At 45.4% G+C, this 16,954-nt stretch carries 19 protein-coding genes; 16 read left to right on the top strand and 3 right to left on the bottom strand.

The window, feature by feature from the left end; translation table 11 throughout:
- Positions 1-70: 70 nt before the first annotated feature.
- A complete protein-coding gene (locus tag D2910_RS04975) occupies positions 71-262 on the top strand; it encodes a hypothetical protein (RefSeq protein WP_084244011.1) in 192 nt (63 codons plus the stop codon).
- Between the two features lie 40 nt (positions 263-302).
- Here the strand turns inward: D2910_RS04975 and D2910_RS04970 are convergent, their stop codons facing one another.
- Positions 303-734: a hypothetical protein gene (locus D2910_RS04970; protein ID WP_084244012.1), complete on the bottom strand. Its 432-nt coding sequence runs from the start codon at positions 732-734 to the stop codon at positions 303-305.
- A gap of 317 nt (positions 735-1,051) precedes the next feature.
- On the opposite strand from D2910_RS04970, the gene D2910_RS04965 reads away from it, so the two are divergent.
- From D2910_RS04965 to D2910_RS04900, 14 genes are all read left to right on the top strand, one after another.
- Entirely contained in the window at positions 1,052-1,729 is a 678-nt protein-coding gene (locus tag D2910_RS04965; protein ID WP_117312607.1) for an SOS response-associated peptidase, read from the top strand.
- A gap of 88 nt (positions 1,730-1,817) precedes the next feature.
- Entirely contained in the window at positions 1,818-2,273 is a 456-nt protein-coding gene (locus tag D2910_RS04960; RefSeq protein WP_117312606.1) for a GNAT family N-acetyltransferase, read from the top strand.
- 16 nt (positions 2,274-2,289) lie between these two features.
- Complete coding sequence (locus D2910_RS04955) at positions 2,290-3,894, top strand: gamma-glutamyltransferase family protein (protein WP_117312605.1); 1,605 nt, start codon at positions 2,290-2,292, stop codon at positions 3,892-3,894.
- A 30-nt stretch (positions 3,895-3,924) separates the two neighbouring features.
- A complete protein-coding gene (locus D2910_RS04950; protein ID WP_255400068.1) occupies positions 3,925-4,476 on the top strand; it encodes a chromate transporter in 552 nt (183 codons plus the stop codon).
- Entirely contained in the window at positions 4,473-5,006 is a 534-nt protein-coding gene (locus D2910_RS04945; protein WP_084244016.1) for a chromate transporter, read from the top strand. Before D2910_RS04950 ends, D2910_RS04945 begins: the two co-directional genes overlap by 4 nt.
- Positions 5,007-5,317: 311 nt before the next feature.
- Entirely contained in the window at positions 5,318-6,196 is an 879-nt protein-coding gene (hslO, locus tag D2910_RS04940) for an Hsp33 family molecular chaperone HslO (protein ID WP_101802046.1), read from the top strand.
- A 128-nt stretch (positions 6,197-6,324) separates the two neighbouring features.
- Positions 6,325-6,927 carry an alpha/beta hydrolase gene (locus D2910_RS04935; RefSeq protein WP_117312604.1) on the top strand — a complete coding sequence of 201 codons (603 nt, stop codon included), beginning with the start codon at positions 6,325-6,327 and terminating at the stop codon, positions 6,925-6,927.
- Between the two features lie 340 nt (positions 6,928-7,267).
- Positions 7,268-8,233 carry a glutaminase A gene (gene glsA / locus D2910_RS04930; RefSeq protein ID WP_084244019.1) on the top strand — a complete coding sequence of 322 codons (966 nt, stop codon included), beginning with the start codon at positions 7,268-7,270 and terminating at the stop codon, positions 8,231-8,233.
- Positions 8,234-8,442: 209 nt separating this feature from the next.
- Positions 8,443-9,564, top strand: a complete 1,122-nt coding sequence (locus D2910_RS04925) for a YsnF/AvaK domain-containing protein (protein ID WP_084244020.1) — start codon at positions 8,443-8,445, stop codon at positions 9,562-9,564.
- 80 nt (positions 9,565-9,644) lie between these two features.
- Complete coding sequence (locus tag D2910_RS04920) at positions 9,645-10,136, top strand: hypothetical protein (RefSeq protein ID WP_117312603.1); 492 nt, start codon at positions 9,645-9,647, stop codon at positions 10,134-10,136.
- Positions 10,137-10,219: 83 nt separating this feature from the next.
- Positions 10,220-10,420 (top strand): YwbE family protein, encoded by a 201-nt coding sequence (locus tag D2910_RS04915; RefSeq protein WP_084244022.1) that lies wholly within the window; start codon positions 10,220-10,222, stop codon positions 10,418-10,420.
- Positions 10,421-10,485: 65 nt separating this feature from the next.
- Positions 10,486-11,031: a general stress protein gene (locus D2910_RS04910; RefSeq protein WP_117312602.1), complete on the top strand. Its 546-nt coding sequence runs from the start codon at positions 10,486-10,488 to the stop codon at positions 11,029-11,031.
- A gap of 152 nt (positions 11,032-11,183) precedes the next feature.
- Positions 11,184-13,313, top strand: coding sequence for an ATP-dependent helicase (locus D2910_RS04905; RefSeq protein ID WP_117312601.1), 2,130 nt, complete (start codon positions 11,184-11,186; stop codon positions 13,311-13,313).
- Positions 13,314-13,360: 47 nt separating this feature from the next.
- The gene (locus tag D2910_RS04900; RefSeq protein WP_165850155.1) at positions 13,361-14,629 is read left to right on the top strand and encodes an MDR family MFS transporter; all 1,269 of its coding nucleotides are present in this window, start codon (positions 13,361-13,363) and stop codon (positions 14,627-14,629) included.
- Positions 14,630-14,704: 75 nt separating this feature from the next.
- Here D2910_RS04900 and D2910_RS04895 read toward each other — a convergent pair whose 3' ends face one another.
- Complete coding sequence (locus D2910_RS04895; RefSeq protein ID WP_084244025.1) at positions 14,705-15,016, bottom strand: DUF3243 domain-containing protein; 312 nt, start codon at positions 15,014-15,016, stop codon at positions 14,705-14,707.
- Positions 15,017-15,178: 162 nt separating this feature from the next.
- Between D2910_RS04895 and D2910_RS04890 the strand changes: the two genes are divergently transcribed.
- Entirely contained in the window at positions 15,179-16,051 is an 873-nt protein-coding gene (locus D2910_RS04890; RefSeq protein WP_117312600.1) for a VLRF1 family aeRF1-type release factor, read from the top strand.
- A gap of 553 nt (positions 16,052-16,604) precedes the next feature.
- On the opposite strand, the gene D2910_RS16760 is transcribed toward D2910_RS04890, so the two are convergent.
- Positions 16,605-16,847: a hypothetical protein gene (locus D2910_RS16760; RefSeq protein WP_165850136.1), complete on the bottom strand. Its 243-nt coding sequence runs from the start codon at positions 16,845-16,847 to the stop codon at positions 16,605-16,607.
- Positions 16,848-16,954: the final 107 nt, after the last annotated feature.

Below are 16,954 nucleotides of genomic sequence, written 5' to 3'. Positions count from 1 at the left end.
GAATATCGTGTTTTCTTAGAAGTAAATAGGGAAAGAAATAAATAAGACGATCTTCTAAGGAGGAATCAGCATGAGCAAGCAGGAATTTTCCGATCGTGAACAGGAGAACAGGAGCACGCGAAGAGGCGGACAGAACCACGGCAGTTTTGGCGGCAAAGATGCTGAAAAACGTGACGGCGAAGAACTGCGTAGAGAAGGAGCCCACAGCAATACCGGAATCGGTGATGAAAGAGAGCCCATCCGTGAAAATGAAGAAGAATAAAAATAAAGACAGTCCCCGGTTAAAATCGGAGACTGTCTTTTTACATTTTATTGAAGTACGAAACAATCTGTTTCTTGGAAGGTTCCTGCAAACGGTAACGTAATTCTTTGTTTTGCGTATTGACAATATGGTAAGCCGGATTTTCGGCTACAGTGAATTTCCAATGCGGTTTGGTATTTTTCTTGGTGATTTTCAGCTCAGGAGGCATCATTTTATCAATGAAGCTTTCAAGCTTGGCCATGAGAAAGGTATCCATATAACGGACAATCAAAAATCCTTGTTGTTTTTCCGGATCGTATTTCGCCAACGTAAAATCGCTGACATCAAATCCTTTTTCGTATCGTTGGACCGACGGTGATAGTACAAATGTATCCTCATTTGTAAATACAGCCGAATTGCCCTGTTGCTTCAGCCCGAGTTCTTCTACCAAAAAATCTTTATTGACCAGACTCATTTCTCGTGCAGTAGCCATGTTATTCCTCCTTACAGAAATCAATGTATACTTATTATAACACTCTTTCCTTAGGAAAGGGTTTAGAACCCCCTATATTGGATCATTCAAGAAAAAATCCGCATAACTTTAACAGTTTATGTAAAATAGTCGAAATTTTCTTAATGTATATGTGATTACATGATAAAATTATGCTGACATCTTTCCTATTGGGTAAGGAAGTATTGCTGCATTCCAGTAGCATTACTATTTGTTGATGGAGGCTAAAGTTCTTTAAGAAGCGGCATCTGTCAATTTGTCAGAAAGCAAGATACAATGATGGCGAAAGGGTGAGAACCATGTGCGGAAGATTTGCGCTATACGCAGATTATAAGGTCATACTGGAACGTTTTAGTATCGAACAGGCTTCCTTTGACGAAAATGAATATGAGCCGAGCTATAACATTGCACCTTCCCAACTGATTGCCGCTGTTGTCAGCGACGGAAATAAAAACCGCTTGGGCAAACTGAAGTGGGGGCTTATTCCACCATGGGCAAAAGATGCAAAAATAGGATATAAGATGATTAATGCGCGATCGGAAACTGCAGCGGAAAAGCCGAGTTTCCGCAATGCTTTCAAAAAGAAACGATGCCTTATCATTGCCGACTCCTTCTATGAGTGGAGAAAAGATGAAGAAGGCAAGACGCCGATGCTGATCAAGATGAAATCAGAGGAACCTTTTGCATTCGCCGGCCTTTGGGAGTCCTGGGAATCTCCGGAAGGGGAGCCGATCCACAGCTGCTCCATTTTAACCACCAAACCGAATGGAGTGATGGCATCAATCCATGATCGCATGCCGGTCATATTATCCAAGGAAGCGGAAAAAATCTGGCTTGATCCGAATGTGCAGGATATTGAAATGTTGGAGAGCGTGCTGAAACCTTATGAAGATGGGGAAATGGAAGCTTACCAGGTGTCGGAAGAAGTGAATTCACCTAAAAATAATAAAGCGGATCTCATCCGTAAAATAAGCTGAATCCTTTGAACTGAAAGAGAGAGAGGCATAGAAATGTGCCATCTCTCAATTTTTTTGAATTATGCTACTATTAAAGAGGTGACATTAAATGATTCGTAAAGTAAATCACCGCAATGAATACACAGCCAAGGCAATACAGAGGATCCAGCGTCCCGCTTACCTGGTGGAAGCGGAATTGATGGGTTTTGAAGGCATCCCGCAATTGAAGGAATCTACAATTGAAATTCAAAATAGCGGCGAAACCTTTTTGGGGTATATGGAACAGGAAGTTCTACTAGGCTTCATTTCTTATAAAAAAGAAAACAATATAATAGATATATACCGGTTGGTAGTCAACCCTGAGCATTTTCGAAAAGGGATTGGAAGAAAGCTTTTAGCGTATTTAATGGAAGAGTTTGAAGGAATGGAATTCATCATCAGCACCGGGAAAATGAATAAGCCGGCCAAAAATCTTTATACCAGTTTCGGCTTTGTTGAAAAAGAGGATTTTGAGGTTGCGCCTGGCGTTTTCTGTACAACTCTAAAAAAAGAAATTCAAACGTAGAACTGGAGGAATAATTGTGGATTATTTGAATCATCCGTTTGCATCCAAAAGACATACTGTATTTTCGAAAAAAGGGATGGTGGCAACTTCGCAGCCACTTGCAGCCCAAGCGGGATTGGAAATCATGCAAAAAGGCGGCAATGCGATTGACGCAGCTATTGCGGCGGCAGCGGCATTGACAGTTGTGGAGCCGACTTCAAATGGCATCGGGGGGGACGCGTTTGCGCTGGTATGGGTGAAGGATAAGCTTCACGGCCTGAACAGTTCAGGACCTGCGCCTAAAAGCATTTCTGCAGAAGCAGTAAAAGCGATGGGCCATAAAAAGATGCCTGTGCATGGAGTGGTGCCGATTACGGTTCCGGGAGTCCCTGCCGCTTGGGCGGAATTAGCACGGAAATTCGGCAAACTGCCGCTTGCGGAAACATTGAAACCGGCCATCCGTTACGCAGAAGATGGTTATCCGCTGACACCGATTCTCGGGAAGTATTGGAAAGCTGCTTATACGAGTTTCAAGAAAAACTTCACTTCGGAAGAATATCAGGCATGGTTCGATACGTTTGCGCCTGGCGGTAAGATTCCTGCTGTCGGTGAGATGTGGTCGTCGCCGGGCCATGCGTCTACGTTAAAAGATATAGGCGAAACTGATGCACGTTCTTTTTATGAAGGAGCGATTGCTGAAAAAATCGATACATATATGAAACAGCATGGCGGCTTTTTGACGAAAGAGGATCTCGCAGCCTATCAGCCTGAATGGGTTGAACCGATTTCCGCACATTACAAAGGCTACGATGTGTGGGAGATTCCTCCGAATGGACAAGGCATGGTGGCATTGATGGCTTTGAACATTTTTAAAAAAATGAAAGAGCCAAAATGGCAATCAGCCCAGACGATGCATGAACAAATCGAATCGATGAAACTGGCGTTTACCGACGGCAAAGCATTCATCACTGAACCTGAAGCTATGCCGGTCAGCGCAGAACATCTTTTATCCGAAGAATATGCGGAAACACGAAGTGCATCAATTGGTGAAACGGCATCAGATCCTGAACCATACGAATTGCCAAAAGGCGGCACGGTATATCTGGCTGCGGCGGATGAAGAAGGCAATATGATTTCGTATATCCAAAGTAATTATATGGGCTTCGGTTCCGGCATCGTGATCCCGGGGACAGGCATCGGCATGCAAAATCGTGGCGCGGATTTTTCATTGGATGAAAGCCATCCGAATGTTTTGAAGGGCGGCAAAAAGACGTTCCACACAATTATTCCCGGTTTCCTGACAAAAGACGGCAAAGCTGTCGGACCTTTCGGTGTCATGGGCGGATATATGCAGCCGCAGGGCCATTTCCAGGTCGTGACGAACACCATCGATTACTTGTTGAATCCGCAGGCTGCACTCGATGCGCCGCGCTGGCAATGGATGGAAGGCAAAATTGTTTTGGTTGAACCGGAATTTCCGAATTATTTGGCTCAGGCTCTAGCCAGAAAAGGGCATACGATTCAAGTGGCGACAGATGGCGGCAGTTTCGGACGCGGCCAGATTATCTGGCGCAATCCGGAAACCGGTGTTTTAGCTGGAGGAACGGAATCACGGACAGACGGTGCCATTGCAGTTTGGTAGAAGTAATATAAAGAAAGGAGGGTCTTGTTTGTGAGTAAGAATGCCGATCTGTTCGCTGCTTTTTTTCGTGTAGGTATGTTGGGTTTCGGCGGGGGCCCTTCGGCGATTCCACTATTCGAACAGGAAGCTGTAAAAAAATATAAATGGATGACGAGTGACGAATTCGGAGATACGCTCGCTTTGGCAAATACGATGCCTGGACCGCTGGCTACAAAAATGGCGGGATACATCGGCTACCGTGTAAACGGAATTTGGGGCTGTCTGGTATCTTTGTTTGCTTCTGTTGTGCCGACAGTGATCCTCATGATTGTCCTTTTGGGCGTATTACAGCAATACAAAGACGTAGCATGGGTTGATGGTATGTCAGAAGCTGTTGTGCCGGTGGTGGGTGTAATGCTTGCTATACTGACACTGGATTTTCTGAAGAAATCAAAAGATTCCCTCGGCTGGCTGCGAGCCGTTATCTATACGGCCGCTTCGATTATTCTGATGGAAGTGCTCGGAATCCATCCGGCCATTCTGATTATCATAATCCTTGTACTCGTTTTTCTTCCATTGAATAAGGCAGGTGAGCCGAAATGATTTATTGGCAAATCTTTCTGGCCTTCTTTATTCCTGGGATTTTAGGATACGGGGGCGGCCCTGCTTCGATTCCATTGGTGGAGAAAGAAGTGGTGGACCGCTATGGCTGGATGACTACCCAGGAATTTGGTGAAGTATTGGCACTGGGCAATGCGCTTCCGGGACCGGTGGCTACGAAAATGGCCGGTTACATCGGATACACGGAAGGCGGCATTCTTGGGTCGGCAGTCGCGCTTTTCGCTTCCGTCGCGCCTTCATTGATTTTGATGATTGCTTTGATGGTGACCCTTTTGAAATACAAGGATTCACCAAAAGTTAAGAACATCACCAAGATGATAAGGCCTGTTATAGCAGTGCTGCTTGGCGCAATGGCACTTCAATTCTTCATGACTTCCTATGATACCTCCGGGAGCATCCAAACAATTGTGCTGGTGATCATCAGCTATTGGCTGCTGGAGGTGCGGAAAATGCATCCGGCTTATGTAATTCTGATGGCGCTGGCATACGGCGCCCTGACAGGTTTCTTTTAAACTATGGCCATCCGCGATCCGCGGATGGTTTTTTGCATGCGCTTTTCTATTGTCCAGACTCCGGCGACCCAGCTCTTCGGGTCATAAGCCAGCCCAGCTGCCGTGGCAAAGAGCGCCACTCTGCTGGTCAGTCTTATGCCTTTCAGAGCTTAACGGGTGCCGTCGCTTTTCTTCTAAGCAGATTTATTTACTTTTATTTGCAGAGGTTTTAATCTATATGAAGCAAAACTTTATGGATGTATTGGTTCATGAATCAATATAGTGTCCTGTGCAGTTAGTCAGCAGGATACTTTAGATGAGAGGGAGAAAAAATGGGAGATTATCTTATTAAAGCTCTGGCCTTTGATGGCCAGGTTCGCGCATATGCAGCAAAAACAACAGATACGGTAGGCGAGGCGCAGCGTCGCCATTATACTTGGCCAACCGCTTCAGCCGCACTTGGCCGTTCGATGACAGCGAGTGTCATGATGGGCGCCATGATGAAAGGCGAAGAAAAATTGACGATCAGCATCAACGGCGGCGGTCCGATCGGAAATATTCTGGTGGATGCCAACGCCAAAGGAGAAGTAAGAGGCTACGTATCGAAGCCTCAAACGCATTTCGATTTAAATGAAATCGGTAAACTCGATGTAAGACGGGCAGTTGGCACAGATGGAACTTTAACCGTTTCCAAAGATATTGGCCTGCTACAGCCTTTTAACGGACAGGTGCCAATCGTATCAGGTGAAATCGGTGAAGACTTTACGCATTACATTGTCACATCCGAACAGATACCTTCATCGGTTGGTGTCGGGGTTATCGTCAATCCGGACAATACCATCCTGGCTTCAGGGGGGTTCATTATCCAATTGATGCCGGGAACTCCGGAAGAAATTATCGTGAAGATAGAAGAACGGCTTTCTGCGATTCCGACGATTTCTAAAATGATTAGTGAAGGCATGACCCCGGAAGACATCCTTCATGAAGTTCTTGGCAAGGAGAACGTAAAAATTCTGGATGAAATGCCGGTCACCTTTACGTGTCAGTGTTCACGTGAACGCATAACGAATGCCATCACTAGCCTTGGTTCTGAAGAAATTACCGATATGATCGAGACAGACGGCGAGGCAGAAGCTGAATGCCATTTCTGCAATGAAAAATATCATTTCTCCAAAGAAAATCTGGAGAACCTTTTGGAACAAGCTAAATAATGATTAGGACCGCTTGCTGAAACAGCAAGCGGTTTTATTTAAGTTTAATATCTTGAATTCGAGATAAGTTTCATTTACCCTTAAGGTGGGAACTTATTAAAAGACGAAATCGTACGGGAGGTTATTTTATGAAACACATTTTTAAAGCTGGGAAAGATCCAAAGAGACCGGTATTACTATTGCTGCACGGAACAGGAGGCACGGAAAACGACCTGCTGCCGCTTGCTGCACATATTGACCCGGAAGCATCTGTCTTAAGTGTCCGGGGAAATGTCTCGGAAAACGGCATGCCAAGATTTTTCAAACGCCTGTCTGAAGGCGTATTCGACATGGAGGATCTGAAGCTCCGCACAGAAGAACTGTATCAATTTATCGCGGATTCAGCTGAACAATACGGTTTTGACCGCACGAACGTTACTGCAGTGGGCTACTCGAACGGAGCGAACATCGCTGCGAATCTACTGTTCACTTATGATGATGCATTAAGAGCAGCCATTCTCCATCATCCGATGGTACCTAATAGAGATACGGAATTGCCTGCATTAAATGGAACTCCAGTATTTATCGCGGCTGGAACAAACGATCCGATCTGCCCGGCGCATGAATCGGAAGATCTTGAGAAACTGTTGCAGGATGCAGGCGCAGATGTAGAGCTTCACTGGGAAAACCAGGGCCATCAGCTGACGATGCCTGAAGTCGAAGCAGCCAAAGTTTGGTACAGCAAAATTTAGGGAAACTATCCCCCTGCAGGGTGCAGGGGGATTTTATTGTCCAGACTTCAGCGGCCCAGCTCTTCGGGTCATAAGCCAGTCCAATGTCTAGTCTCCAGTGCCTAGCTCTTCGGGATATAAGTCAAACCAGCTGCGTGGCAAAGAGCGCCACTTCGCTGGTTCGCCTTACACCTGTCAGAGCTGAACAGGCACTTCCGCTTTTCGAGACTGCGCGGCCAAGGCCACTTCATTGGTCTGTCTTATGCCTTTCAGAGCTTACCGGGCGCTTACGCTTTTCTTTAGCATTCCAGCCCATTTTCAGGCACAATGAAACCACAATAGAAAATAGAGGAGGGATCGTGTGCAAACTAATCCAAGAATACAGCAGCAGCTCCAAAAGTGGGTTGAAGAAAACAGAGGGCACGTGATACTTGGTACGACTGCCCAGTATATTCCGGAACTTGGCAAAGCCGATCCGAGCAAACTGGGTATTTGCATGCTCGATGAAGAAGGAAACTATTATTGCGCAGGAGACACTGACATAGAGTTTACTCTGCAAAGTATTTCAAAGGCTTTGACGTTTATCGCCTTAAGCTGCCATTACGGGCTGGACTTCGTGTTGGAACGGGTCGATGTTGAACCGACAGGAGAAGCATTCAACTCAATCATCCCTTTTGAAATTCATCGTCCAAATAAACCTTTCAACCCCTTCATCAATGCAGGAGCCATCACCATCTCCGCTTTGTTGCCAGGCCAGAACAGTCAGAAGAAATATGAATATCTGCTGCATTTTCTTGAAGAGCTGGTCGGCCATCCACTTGATATGGATCGGGAAGTTTACGATTCTGAATGGAAAGCCTCACACCGCAATCGCGCGTTGGCTTATTATCTGAAAGAAGCGAAGTTCCTGGAAATCGAAGTGGAAGAAGCGCTGGATATTTATATTCGCCAATGCTCCATCAAAGTCTCCACGAAAGACCTCGCCTTGATAGGACTGATCATTGCTTATGACGGCTACAATCCAATCACCAAAGTTAAGCATTTCTCCGATGAGATTGCGCAAGTGGCCAAAGTTCTTATGGTGACTTGCGGGATGTACAATTCTTCAGGCAATTTTGCCGCGCATGTCGGCATACCCGCTAAAAGTGGAGTGTCCGGCGGCATAATGGCTGCTGTCCCACCTAAATTGCATTCCCAGACCTATGAATTCCGTGCTGGCGCCGGAATCGGCGTATACGGACCAGCAATCGATGTTCAAGGAAACAGTGCTGCAGGCACAATGATGCTTCGCCAAATCTCGAAAGAATGGGATTTGAGTATATTTTAAATGAAATCCACGGGTCTATAGCAGACTCGTGGATTTTTTATTTGCACAAAAAGAGAATGGGATTAGCGATTTTCAGGTTAATTTTCAATTATTACAAATAAGTCAAAAGTATTATTGAAGTCTGGAGAGGTTTCAGGATGAGAATGGCGGGTAAATTTACAAGTAGATACATCTTATCTGCAGAAACATAAAAATTGGAGGAATAGAAAATGACCAACAATAAATTTATGGGTACTTTCGACACAGAATCAGAAGTTCTTCAGAAAATTGAAGAGCTGAAAGCAACAGGATCGAGAGAAGAAGATATGTATGTAATGGCGCGTGACAAAGACCAGATTTCGATGGTCCGAGGCCGCACCGACGTCGACTACAAATCGTCTGAAGGAAACTGGATGGATAAATTCATGGGATTCCTGTCTGGAGATGATTCCACCCGCGAAGCATTTTCAGGAATGGGGCTGGACAAAGACGAGTCAGACCGTTATTACAACGAAGTGCAAAACGGTAAAATCCTCTTGTTCGTAGACCGTGAATTCGGTGCCAACTATGAAGGCAAAGCGCCTTACGATAATCAAGCATACGGCAGAACAGGAACTGGTACGGAATCAGATATAACAGATTCAAGATCACCAGGATATGTTGAATCAGGCACAGTAGCCCGTGACGGATTGACAGTGGACACAAATGATGAAAATGATGTTTATTATAATAGTAAAAGAGAAAATGCTCTTGGCGAAGGCGAGTCGATGGACCGTACGGTCAGAGACGACGAAACTGCTGGGGTAGGGCACGACAGTGGTACAGGTTTTGGCCTCGGTTCTCCTACAACAGGCACGAATTATTCAGATACTGACCGTGACCGTGATTATGACCGCGACCGCCTGGATAATGATTCAACTTTAGGCCGTGACCATACGGATGAAGAAAAGCTTCGTCTTCATGAAGAACGCCTGCACGTTGATAAAGAACAGGTGAAAACCGGCGAAGTGAATGTCGGTAAACATGTTGTTGAAGAAGAGCGTTCAGTGGATGTGCCGGTTGAGCGCGAAGAAGTCTATGTGGAGCGCCGTCCGGTTGATGAAAATTCAACAGACGCGCATGACAAAGGCTTTAATGACAATGAAAACATTAATATTCCAGTATCGGAAGAACGCGTCAATGTGTCGAAAAACGATGTAGTCAGCGAAGAGATTGTTGTCGGCAAGCGTAAAGTCGAAGACACTGAAACTGTTCGAGACACGGTACGCCGTGAAGAGGCAGACATTGATGAAGACGTTAACCTGACCGATGAAGAAAGAAGACGAGACCGCGATAACCGTGACCGCTTCTAATATTCAGCACCCACAAAAAAAGACGGAGATTCTCCGTCTTTTTCTTTTAGTCTTGAATCAATGGAATGGAGGAAACAGAAATGGCTGATAAAAATAATAATAATGCGCAGGAAAAAGGGTTTAATTCGACAGCAGCCTACGGAGATCCAAAAGAAAATACGCAACATAAGCCGAATGGACCGGGCGGAAGAACAGAAAAAGACAGTCCTTTCCATATGGATGCGGATGGCAACTTGAGCACAGGCGACGGAGAAACTGGCAACAGAATTGTTCACGAGCAAAGACCCGAAGAGCTGGGTGCAGCCAACCGGAATGCGGCTGATACAGATGAGGCCGGACGGAAAACAGTGAACGTGCGGAAATCGGAATCAGTCATGGACGACCTTTCAAGCATTGATGTTTCTGATGAAGGCCTTCCGGCAAACGATCAGGCGGAATCGGATGTCCCGCCAGCAGACCCGGCAATAAACGATGTGCCGGATGCTGACCGGAGCATGTCCGACTCTACCGAACATCTGTCTCAAAACGCTGCAGACCGTACGCGACGCAGTGATGACAATGGACGCAAATAAAAATTCAGAAGGCGGGAAATTCCCGCCTTTTTTAATTATCACGATTTAAGAGTATGATAGAGATTAGAAAGGCGTGATTATTTATGGATGGTAAGAAAAGAAGCGATATCAAACCTGGGATGACGGTAAATGTAATCCTTAAACAAGACCAGCGGAGCGGCAAGAAAACCAGCGGAGTTGTCAAAGATCTTTTGACCAATTCAGCGACACATCCCCATGGCATCAAAGTCCGACTGGAAGATGGCCAGGTCGGTCGTGTCTGTGAAATTTTGGAGACAAATTAACAGAGTGTTTGCCGGTTTTCGGCTCTGGGTAAAAAAGAGTAGCCCTATAGAGTGGAGTGGAAAAGATGGATCATCATTTCATCGAGAGCTACGAAGATGAGCGGGAAGTTCTCCGCAAAATCGATGAGCTGAAACAACAGGGATGCAGCGAATCTGATATGTATGTAGTGGCGCGGTCAAATGAACAGTTGACGATGATCCGCCTGCGTACCGATGTCGAATACCATGCAGCAGAAACAAAGGGCATGGGACGTCTTGGTATATTTATCAGAGGAGGCGCTGTGCCGCCAGTATTCACTGAGATGTCTGATGAAGTAAAACAATCAGTTTTTTTTATCAGGAACTTCTTGATGGAAAACTCTTGCTTTATTATAAAAAAAATAACGAAATACCCTCTGGTGAAGATCAAGAAATTCCAGCTTCATATAACAAGCTTGGAGGAATGGAAATGTCCTCCTTGCAGCGGGAGATATATGGTGATGAGGAACAGATCACCCTCGACAGCACGCAGTATGAATATTTTGACCCCGGTACGGCAGAACCGTTACAAAAGCCACAGGAGCCAAAAGGTAAAAAGAAAACGAAGTGAGCGGCAAAATGCCCTGTCTTAAAGTGTTGCTGGACGCCGGATAAAAAATTCTTCTTTATAAGTAACAGGCGAAGAAAAGCTGTATTTTCTTCGCCTGTTTTTGTGCTTCAGCAAAGGGGACGGCATGTTTTTATGATAGAATAGCAGTATTGAAAAAATTCGGAGGCACACAACATGACTGATTTCTTTGAACGGAAAAAGCAGCAGCTTGGCGTAGAATTGAATAAGATTCAACGGAAAGCGGTGGAGAGGACAGAGGGTCCGCTCCTTCTCCTTGCTTGTCCGGGATCAGGAAAGACGACAACGATGATCATGCGCACAGGCTATCTGATTGAAGAGAAAAATATCGCGCCTCATCGGATCAAAGCGATTACATTCAGTAAAGCATCCGCAGATGATATGCGGGAGAGGTTCAAGCGCTTTTTTCCGGAACTTGCACCCGTGGATTTTTCAACCATCCATAGCCTGGCTTTCCGGATAACCAGGGAATATCTGGCGGATTCCAGCTATATGATGATTGAAGGCAGTGAAACAAATGGCCTCCATAAGAAACGCTTGCTGAAGGAAATGTATCAAACGGAAAATGATGAACCAGCGACAGAAGATCAATTGGAAGAGCTTATGTCTTTCATCAGTTTTGTTAAGAACAAGATGCTTCCAAGAGAACGGTGGTCGGCTTTAAAGGAACCTTTTACCGGTGCAGTGGAAATTCTGAAAACCTACGAAGCGTTCAAGGAAAACCATGATACGCGCCTTGTTGACTTTGACGATATGCTGACATTGGCCAACGAAGCGCTGGAAAAAGACGCAGCGATTTTGTCTAAATACCAAAAAAAATGGGATTACGTCATGACTGATGAAAGCCAGGATACTTCGCTGGTCCAGCATTCGATTGTTGAAAAGCTGGTCGCGCGGCATCAGAATCTCTGTGTCGTCGCAGATGACGACCAGTCAATTTACACATGGCGCGCCGCGGAACCGACGTACCTATTGAAATTCAAGGATGTATACCCAGATGCCTATATCATGAAAATGGAGCGGAATTATCGCTCATCCGGCACTATAGTCAATGCATCAAACCAATTCATCAAAGCCAATAAAAAGCGCCATGACAAAAACATGTTTACCAAACAGGAGGAAGGGCCGCCAATTCTGGTGAAACGGCTGTCTTCTGAGGAAGATCAGCTGAAATATCTGATGAAGCAGCTCACTCAACTGGACCAATACGGCGATGTGGCGATTCTTTACCGCAATAATTCATCTTCTACTCTCTTGATGAGTGAACTTGACCGGCTGGGCATCCCTTTTTATATGAAAGATGCGGACAATCGCTTTTTCTCCCACTGGATTGTGGAAGATATGCTCAACTTCATGCGTTTCAGCTTGAAACCGGAACGGGTCGATATCTATTCAAAGATCGCTTCCAAGACGAACGCCTATTGGTCCGGCAGCCAATTGCGCTTTTTAAGCCGAATGAAACCGGGAACGACGCATGCACTGGATGAAATTCCAAGAAGCGTCACGATGAAAGATTATCAGCTGAAAATAGTAGCCGAACAAAAAAAGTGGTTTGAAGCCATGCGTACGATGAAACCGCTGAAAGTCATCCGCACGATACGGGCAGATCTCGGCTATGACCAGATGCTTTCGAGCCGGGCCGAAAAATTCGGTATGCGGCTGAATTACCTTTCCCAAATCCTTGTCACACTAGAACAGATTGCCGAGCCGCTTACATCGATGGTGGAATTCGCGAAGCGATTGAAGGAATTGGAGGCGGTCACCCAACAGGCAAAAGTTGAGAAAACTGATGAAATGCTGACATTGTCGACATTCCACAGTGCCAAAGGCCTCGAGTTTGAACGGGTCTATATGATTGATCTGGTGGAAGGGGTCATCCCGACAGAAGAAGATGCGGAAAAGCCGGATACACTTGAAGAAGCCCGCCGTCTTTTTTACGTCGGCATGACACGCGCTAAAAAACAGCTGGAAATGATCAGCTATGGCAGCGGATCCCGTTTTATTGATGAAGTGAATGACATTATTCTGCCCGAAAAAACGGTCCGGGCGCCTAAACGGGCAATCGCGGCAACTCCGGTGAAAGTGAAAGTTCCCGATAATCCGAATGCTGTCGGCGACCAGGAAACCCTGATCGAGGGGGCGACAGTGCGCCATCGTGTGTTTGGCGTCGGTGAAATAGTGGAGCGTGACCACGAACGCATATCAATCCAATTTGCAAAAGAAAGAAAGGACCTGATGATCGATATTTGTCTCAGCTATAAACTGTTGGAGTTGATAAACGGATAATACTGGCACATCGGGGCGTTCAAAATACAGGACGCGGGGAAATGAAGATGAAAATCAAAGATTGGAACAGAAGTTTAAAAGTGCGCCTGGTAGGCGAGTTTTTCATGAACACAAGTTATTGGATGGTTTTTCCGTTCCTTGCAATCTATTTTGCGGAGGAGTTCGGAAAAGGGATGGCAGGTTTGCTGCTTGTGGTTTCCCAGGTCTTTTCGGTAGCGGCGAATCTGGTCGGGGGTTATCTTGCCGACCGTTACGGCAGAAGACGCATGTTGATCATCGCATCAATTGGGCAGGGCTTTGCATTCCTGCTTTTTGCTCTCGCAAATTCACCTTGGCTGGAATCACCGGAAATCGGTTTTATCGCTTTCACAATTGCTGGAATGGGCGGATCCTTGTACTGGCCGGCCAGCCAGGCGATGATTGCTGACGTCATTCCGGAAAAATACCGGAGCGATGTCTTTGCGATTTTCTATACCACATTGAATATTGCTGTCGTTGTCGGACCGTTGATCGGTGCAGTGCTGTTCTTTTCCTACCGTTTTGAATTATTGCTGGTCGTTGCGGTTATCTCATTGCTGCTCGGGTTGGTTCTCCGTTTGTTTACAGACGAGACCTTATCACAAAAGATGCTGGATAAATGGGCGACAGAAGAAGCGACCGGCTGGGTTGGAGCAGTGTCCAAACAATTCAAGGAATACGGCATTATTTTCAAAGACCGAGTATTTCTGCTGTTTGTCATCGCTGGGGTATTGGGGGCACAGACCTTCATGCAGCTTGATTTGCTGATTCCGGTCTACCTAAAGGAAACAATCGACAGCCAGACCATTGCGTCATTTTTCAGTATGGATTGGAAAGTAACGGGAGAAACATCCTTCGGTATCCTGTTGGCTGAAAACGGATTACTGGTTGCTTTGCTTACGGTGTTCATCACGCGCTGGATGACCCGGTATCCGGAGAAATGGGTGTTTTTCACCTCCGCAATATTATATGGTGTGGCGATGTTCTTATTCCCGGTCACTTCAATTTTCTGGGTTTTTGTCATTGCCATGGGGATTTTCACTCTTGCGGAGTTGATGGTTGTCGGCATCCAGCAAAGCTTCATCTCGAAACTGGCGCCGGAAGATATGCGCGGCCAGTATTTTGCCGCGGCCAGTATGCGCTATACAATAGGACGGATGATCGCACCTGTCGCGATTCCAATGACAGCCTGGTTCGGCTTCAGCTGGACTTTCGGAATCTTAGGCATCGTTGCGATGTTGAGCGGCTTTGTCTATCTGCTGATGTTCCGGGCATTTGAAAAACGGGTTGCCGCATAGTAAAATCAAAAAGTTGATTTCAATATAAAAAGGGCATCGGATAAATTTCCGATGCCCTTTTTCATGAGAAGGGGATTACCCTTCTTTTTGCACCATGCGCAATAGCATATGAGCTAACATGTGCTGCTCTTCTTTATTGCCGACTTTCCAAAGTTCCTGAAGAAGATGCTCTTCACGGTTTTTAGGTTCTTCATTCTTCGCAAGATAACCTGCAACTTTCTCAGTGATCTGAGCAAGACGTTCTTCGCTCAAGCCCATTTTTTCACCGATTTCAACTTTATCGTTTAGATATTGTTTGAATTGGTTGAAATTCGCCAGGATGTCTTCTTTCTTTTCATCATCAAAATTCTTCAGTTTTTCATCAACTTTTTTGTTTACGTTTTCCATTCTATAACACTCTCCTTTTAATTTTTGGTGCTAGTAAGTGTTTACCACGTGGATAAAAAGATAAACTTTCGGATAATTTTAAATTTAAAAAAAGGTCAGTTTAAAACAGAAGTGTTCGGGTATTCAGGTAAGAAGTAAGGAAATAGGGAGGATGATGAATGCATGACATTATACGATGAAATCCAGGAGTTGAAAAACTTCAAATGTGAAGACCGCTGTGTTTTAAGTGTTTACTTGAATACGAACCCTGCAGATTTGAACGCGCAAAATGGAGCATGGCGAATTCATCTGAAAAATGGCCTTAAACGAATCGAAGAATATCTGGAAGCTTCAAACAACGAAAACGAAATTAAAAACTACAAGTCGTTGAAGAAGAAAGTGGAAAGAGAAATAAATGATAACCAGGACGACCTCCAAAAGGGTGTCGTTATTTTTGCATCTCCGCATAAAGACCTCTGGTCGGTCCATTATGTGCAGGTACCGGTGAAAACGAATTTCCATTGGGAGACGGAACCTGTGTTGGATCAGCTCAGATATATGTACAAAGCATATCCTTATGCCGGCGTTGTGTTGCCAAGCCTCAAAGGCATCCGGATTCTGGATACGTCCATGGGAATCATCAATGAGGAAATTTTTTATGAATTTGATTCCGGGCTGGAAGTATGGACGGAGCAGAAAGGTGTCCGGAGCTCAAGCCGTGTCCAAGGACGTGCCGCAGGACAAGGGGCAGGCTCAGTCGGCGGCGGCGCTGCCGGCGGCAATAGTCCTGTAATTGGCGGAAGCGGCGGAGGAAGTCCGGTAGATGAACTGGATCATCGCCTGAAAGAGAATCTCGAACGTTTCTATAAAGATATGGGAAGTAAGATCGAGAAACTGAAAAAAGAACGCAATTGGGAAGGCGTCCATGTTGTCGGCGACCCTGAACATGCCAAGTCGTTCGCGAAATCATTATCAAAAAAACCGGAGAGCTGTGTCTACAAAAATCTGATGAACAGCTCCCCAGGCAATATCTTGCACGAAGTATTCGAAAAATAAACGAAAAGCCTCAGCGAATGCTGAGGCTTTTTTAGCTTGTTGAGAAACTATCTGTTTTCTATTGATTTCGCTTAAGAAGGTCGATATCCACTGTAAGCTTCCTGACCTTTCATGTTAGTTTGAGTAAAATTTGTGTATCCAGCTATTCACTTCTAACTGAATAGCTGAATCGCTAATTATAGAGAGCATTATCAGATATGGAGCAAACCAGCGAGACTCCCAGGGGATTAGAAGCGGAGTTGGTATTTTAACTCCGCTTCGAGCGTAGTGCTGAGATCCACTCGGGCGAAGGGGACCGAGATCGAGTTAGCTCAGTGCAAGCCCCCAGGAAAGCGAAGCTGTTTTGCGTAATATCGTTTCCTGTATTGATGTTTTTTCTCAATAAACGGAAAGCCTCAGCGAATGCTGAGGCTTTTTTGTGGATTCCAGAAGAATCGCTGATAAACAGAAAAAAATAGCTGATAAACCGTCGAAAATCGCTGATAAACAGAAAAAAACCGCTGATAAATCATCAAAAATCGCCGATAAATCCTCAAAACAAAAAATGCATCTGCTAATTTGGTTGAGGACAGAACGTACACGTATCAAAATGCGGCAGTTCCTTGTAAAGGCAGCATGTTTTCCTTAATGGCCGCGACACCGCTTGTCCAAGTGAAGCATCTCCGAGCAGCCGGTCCAAATGGGATTTTCTCATAGGCGACCAGTTTGCTGCATCCATCAGCCAATCCAAATCCGCTGCCGCCCGTCTCGGATCGCGCTGCTCCAAATTGGCGTAAAACCAGATGAGCGAGCCCAAGATATTGTCCCACAAGATAAGGGGGGATATTTTCTTACGATTAGTCAATAGTTTTTAATCATTTTCAAAGAGGTTTTTCCGTGAGTTCTTATCTTTTAAAAGACGGA

This window comes from Planomicrobium okeanokoites (assembly GCF_003428875.1).
Taxonomy (GTDB): Bacteria; Bacillota; Bacilli; order Bacillales_A; family Planococcaceae; genus Planococcus; species Planococcus okeanokoites.
This window is presented reverse-complemented; position numbering and strand designations above follow the sequence as displayed.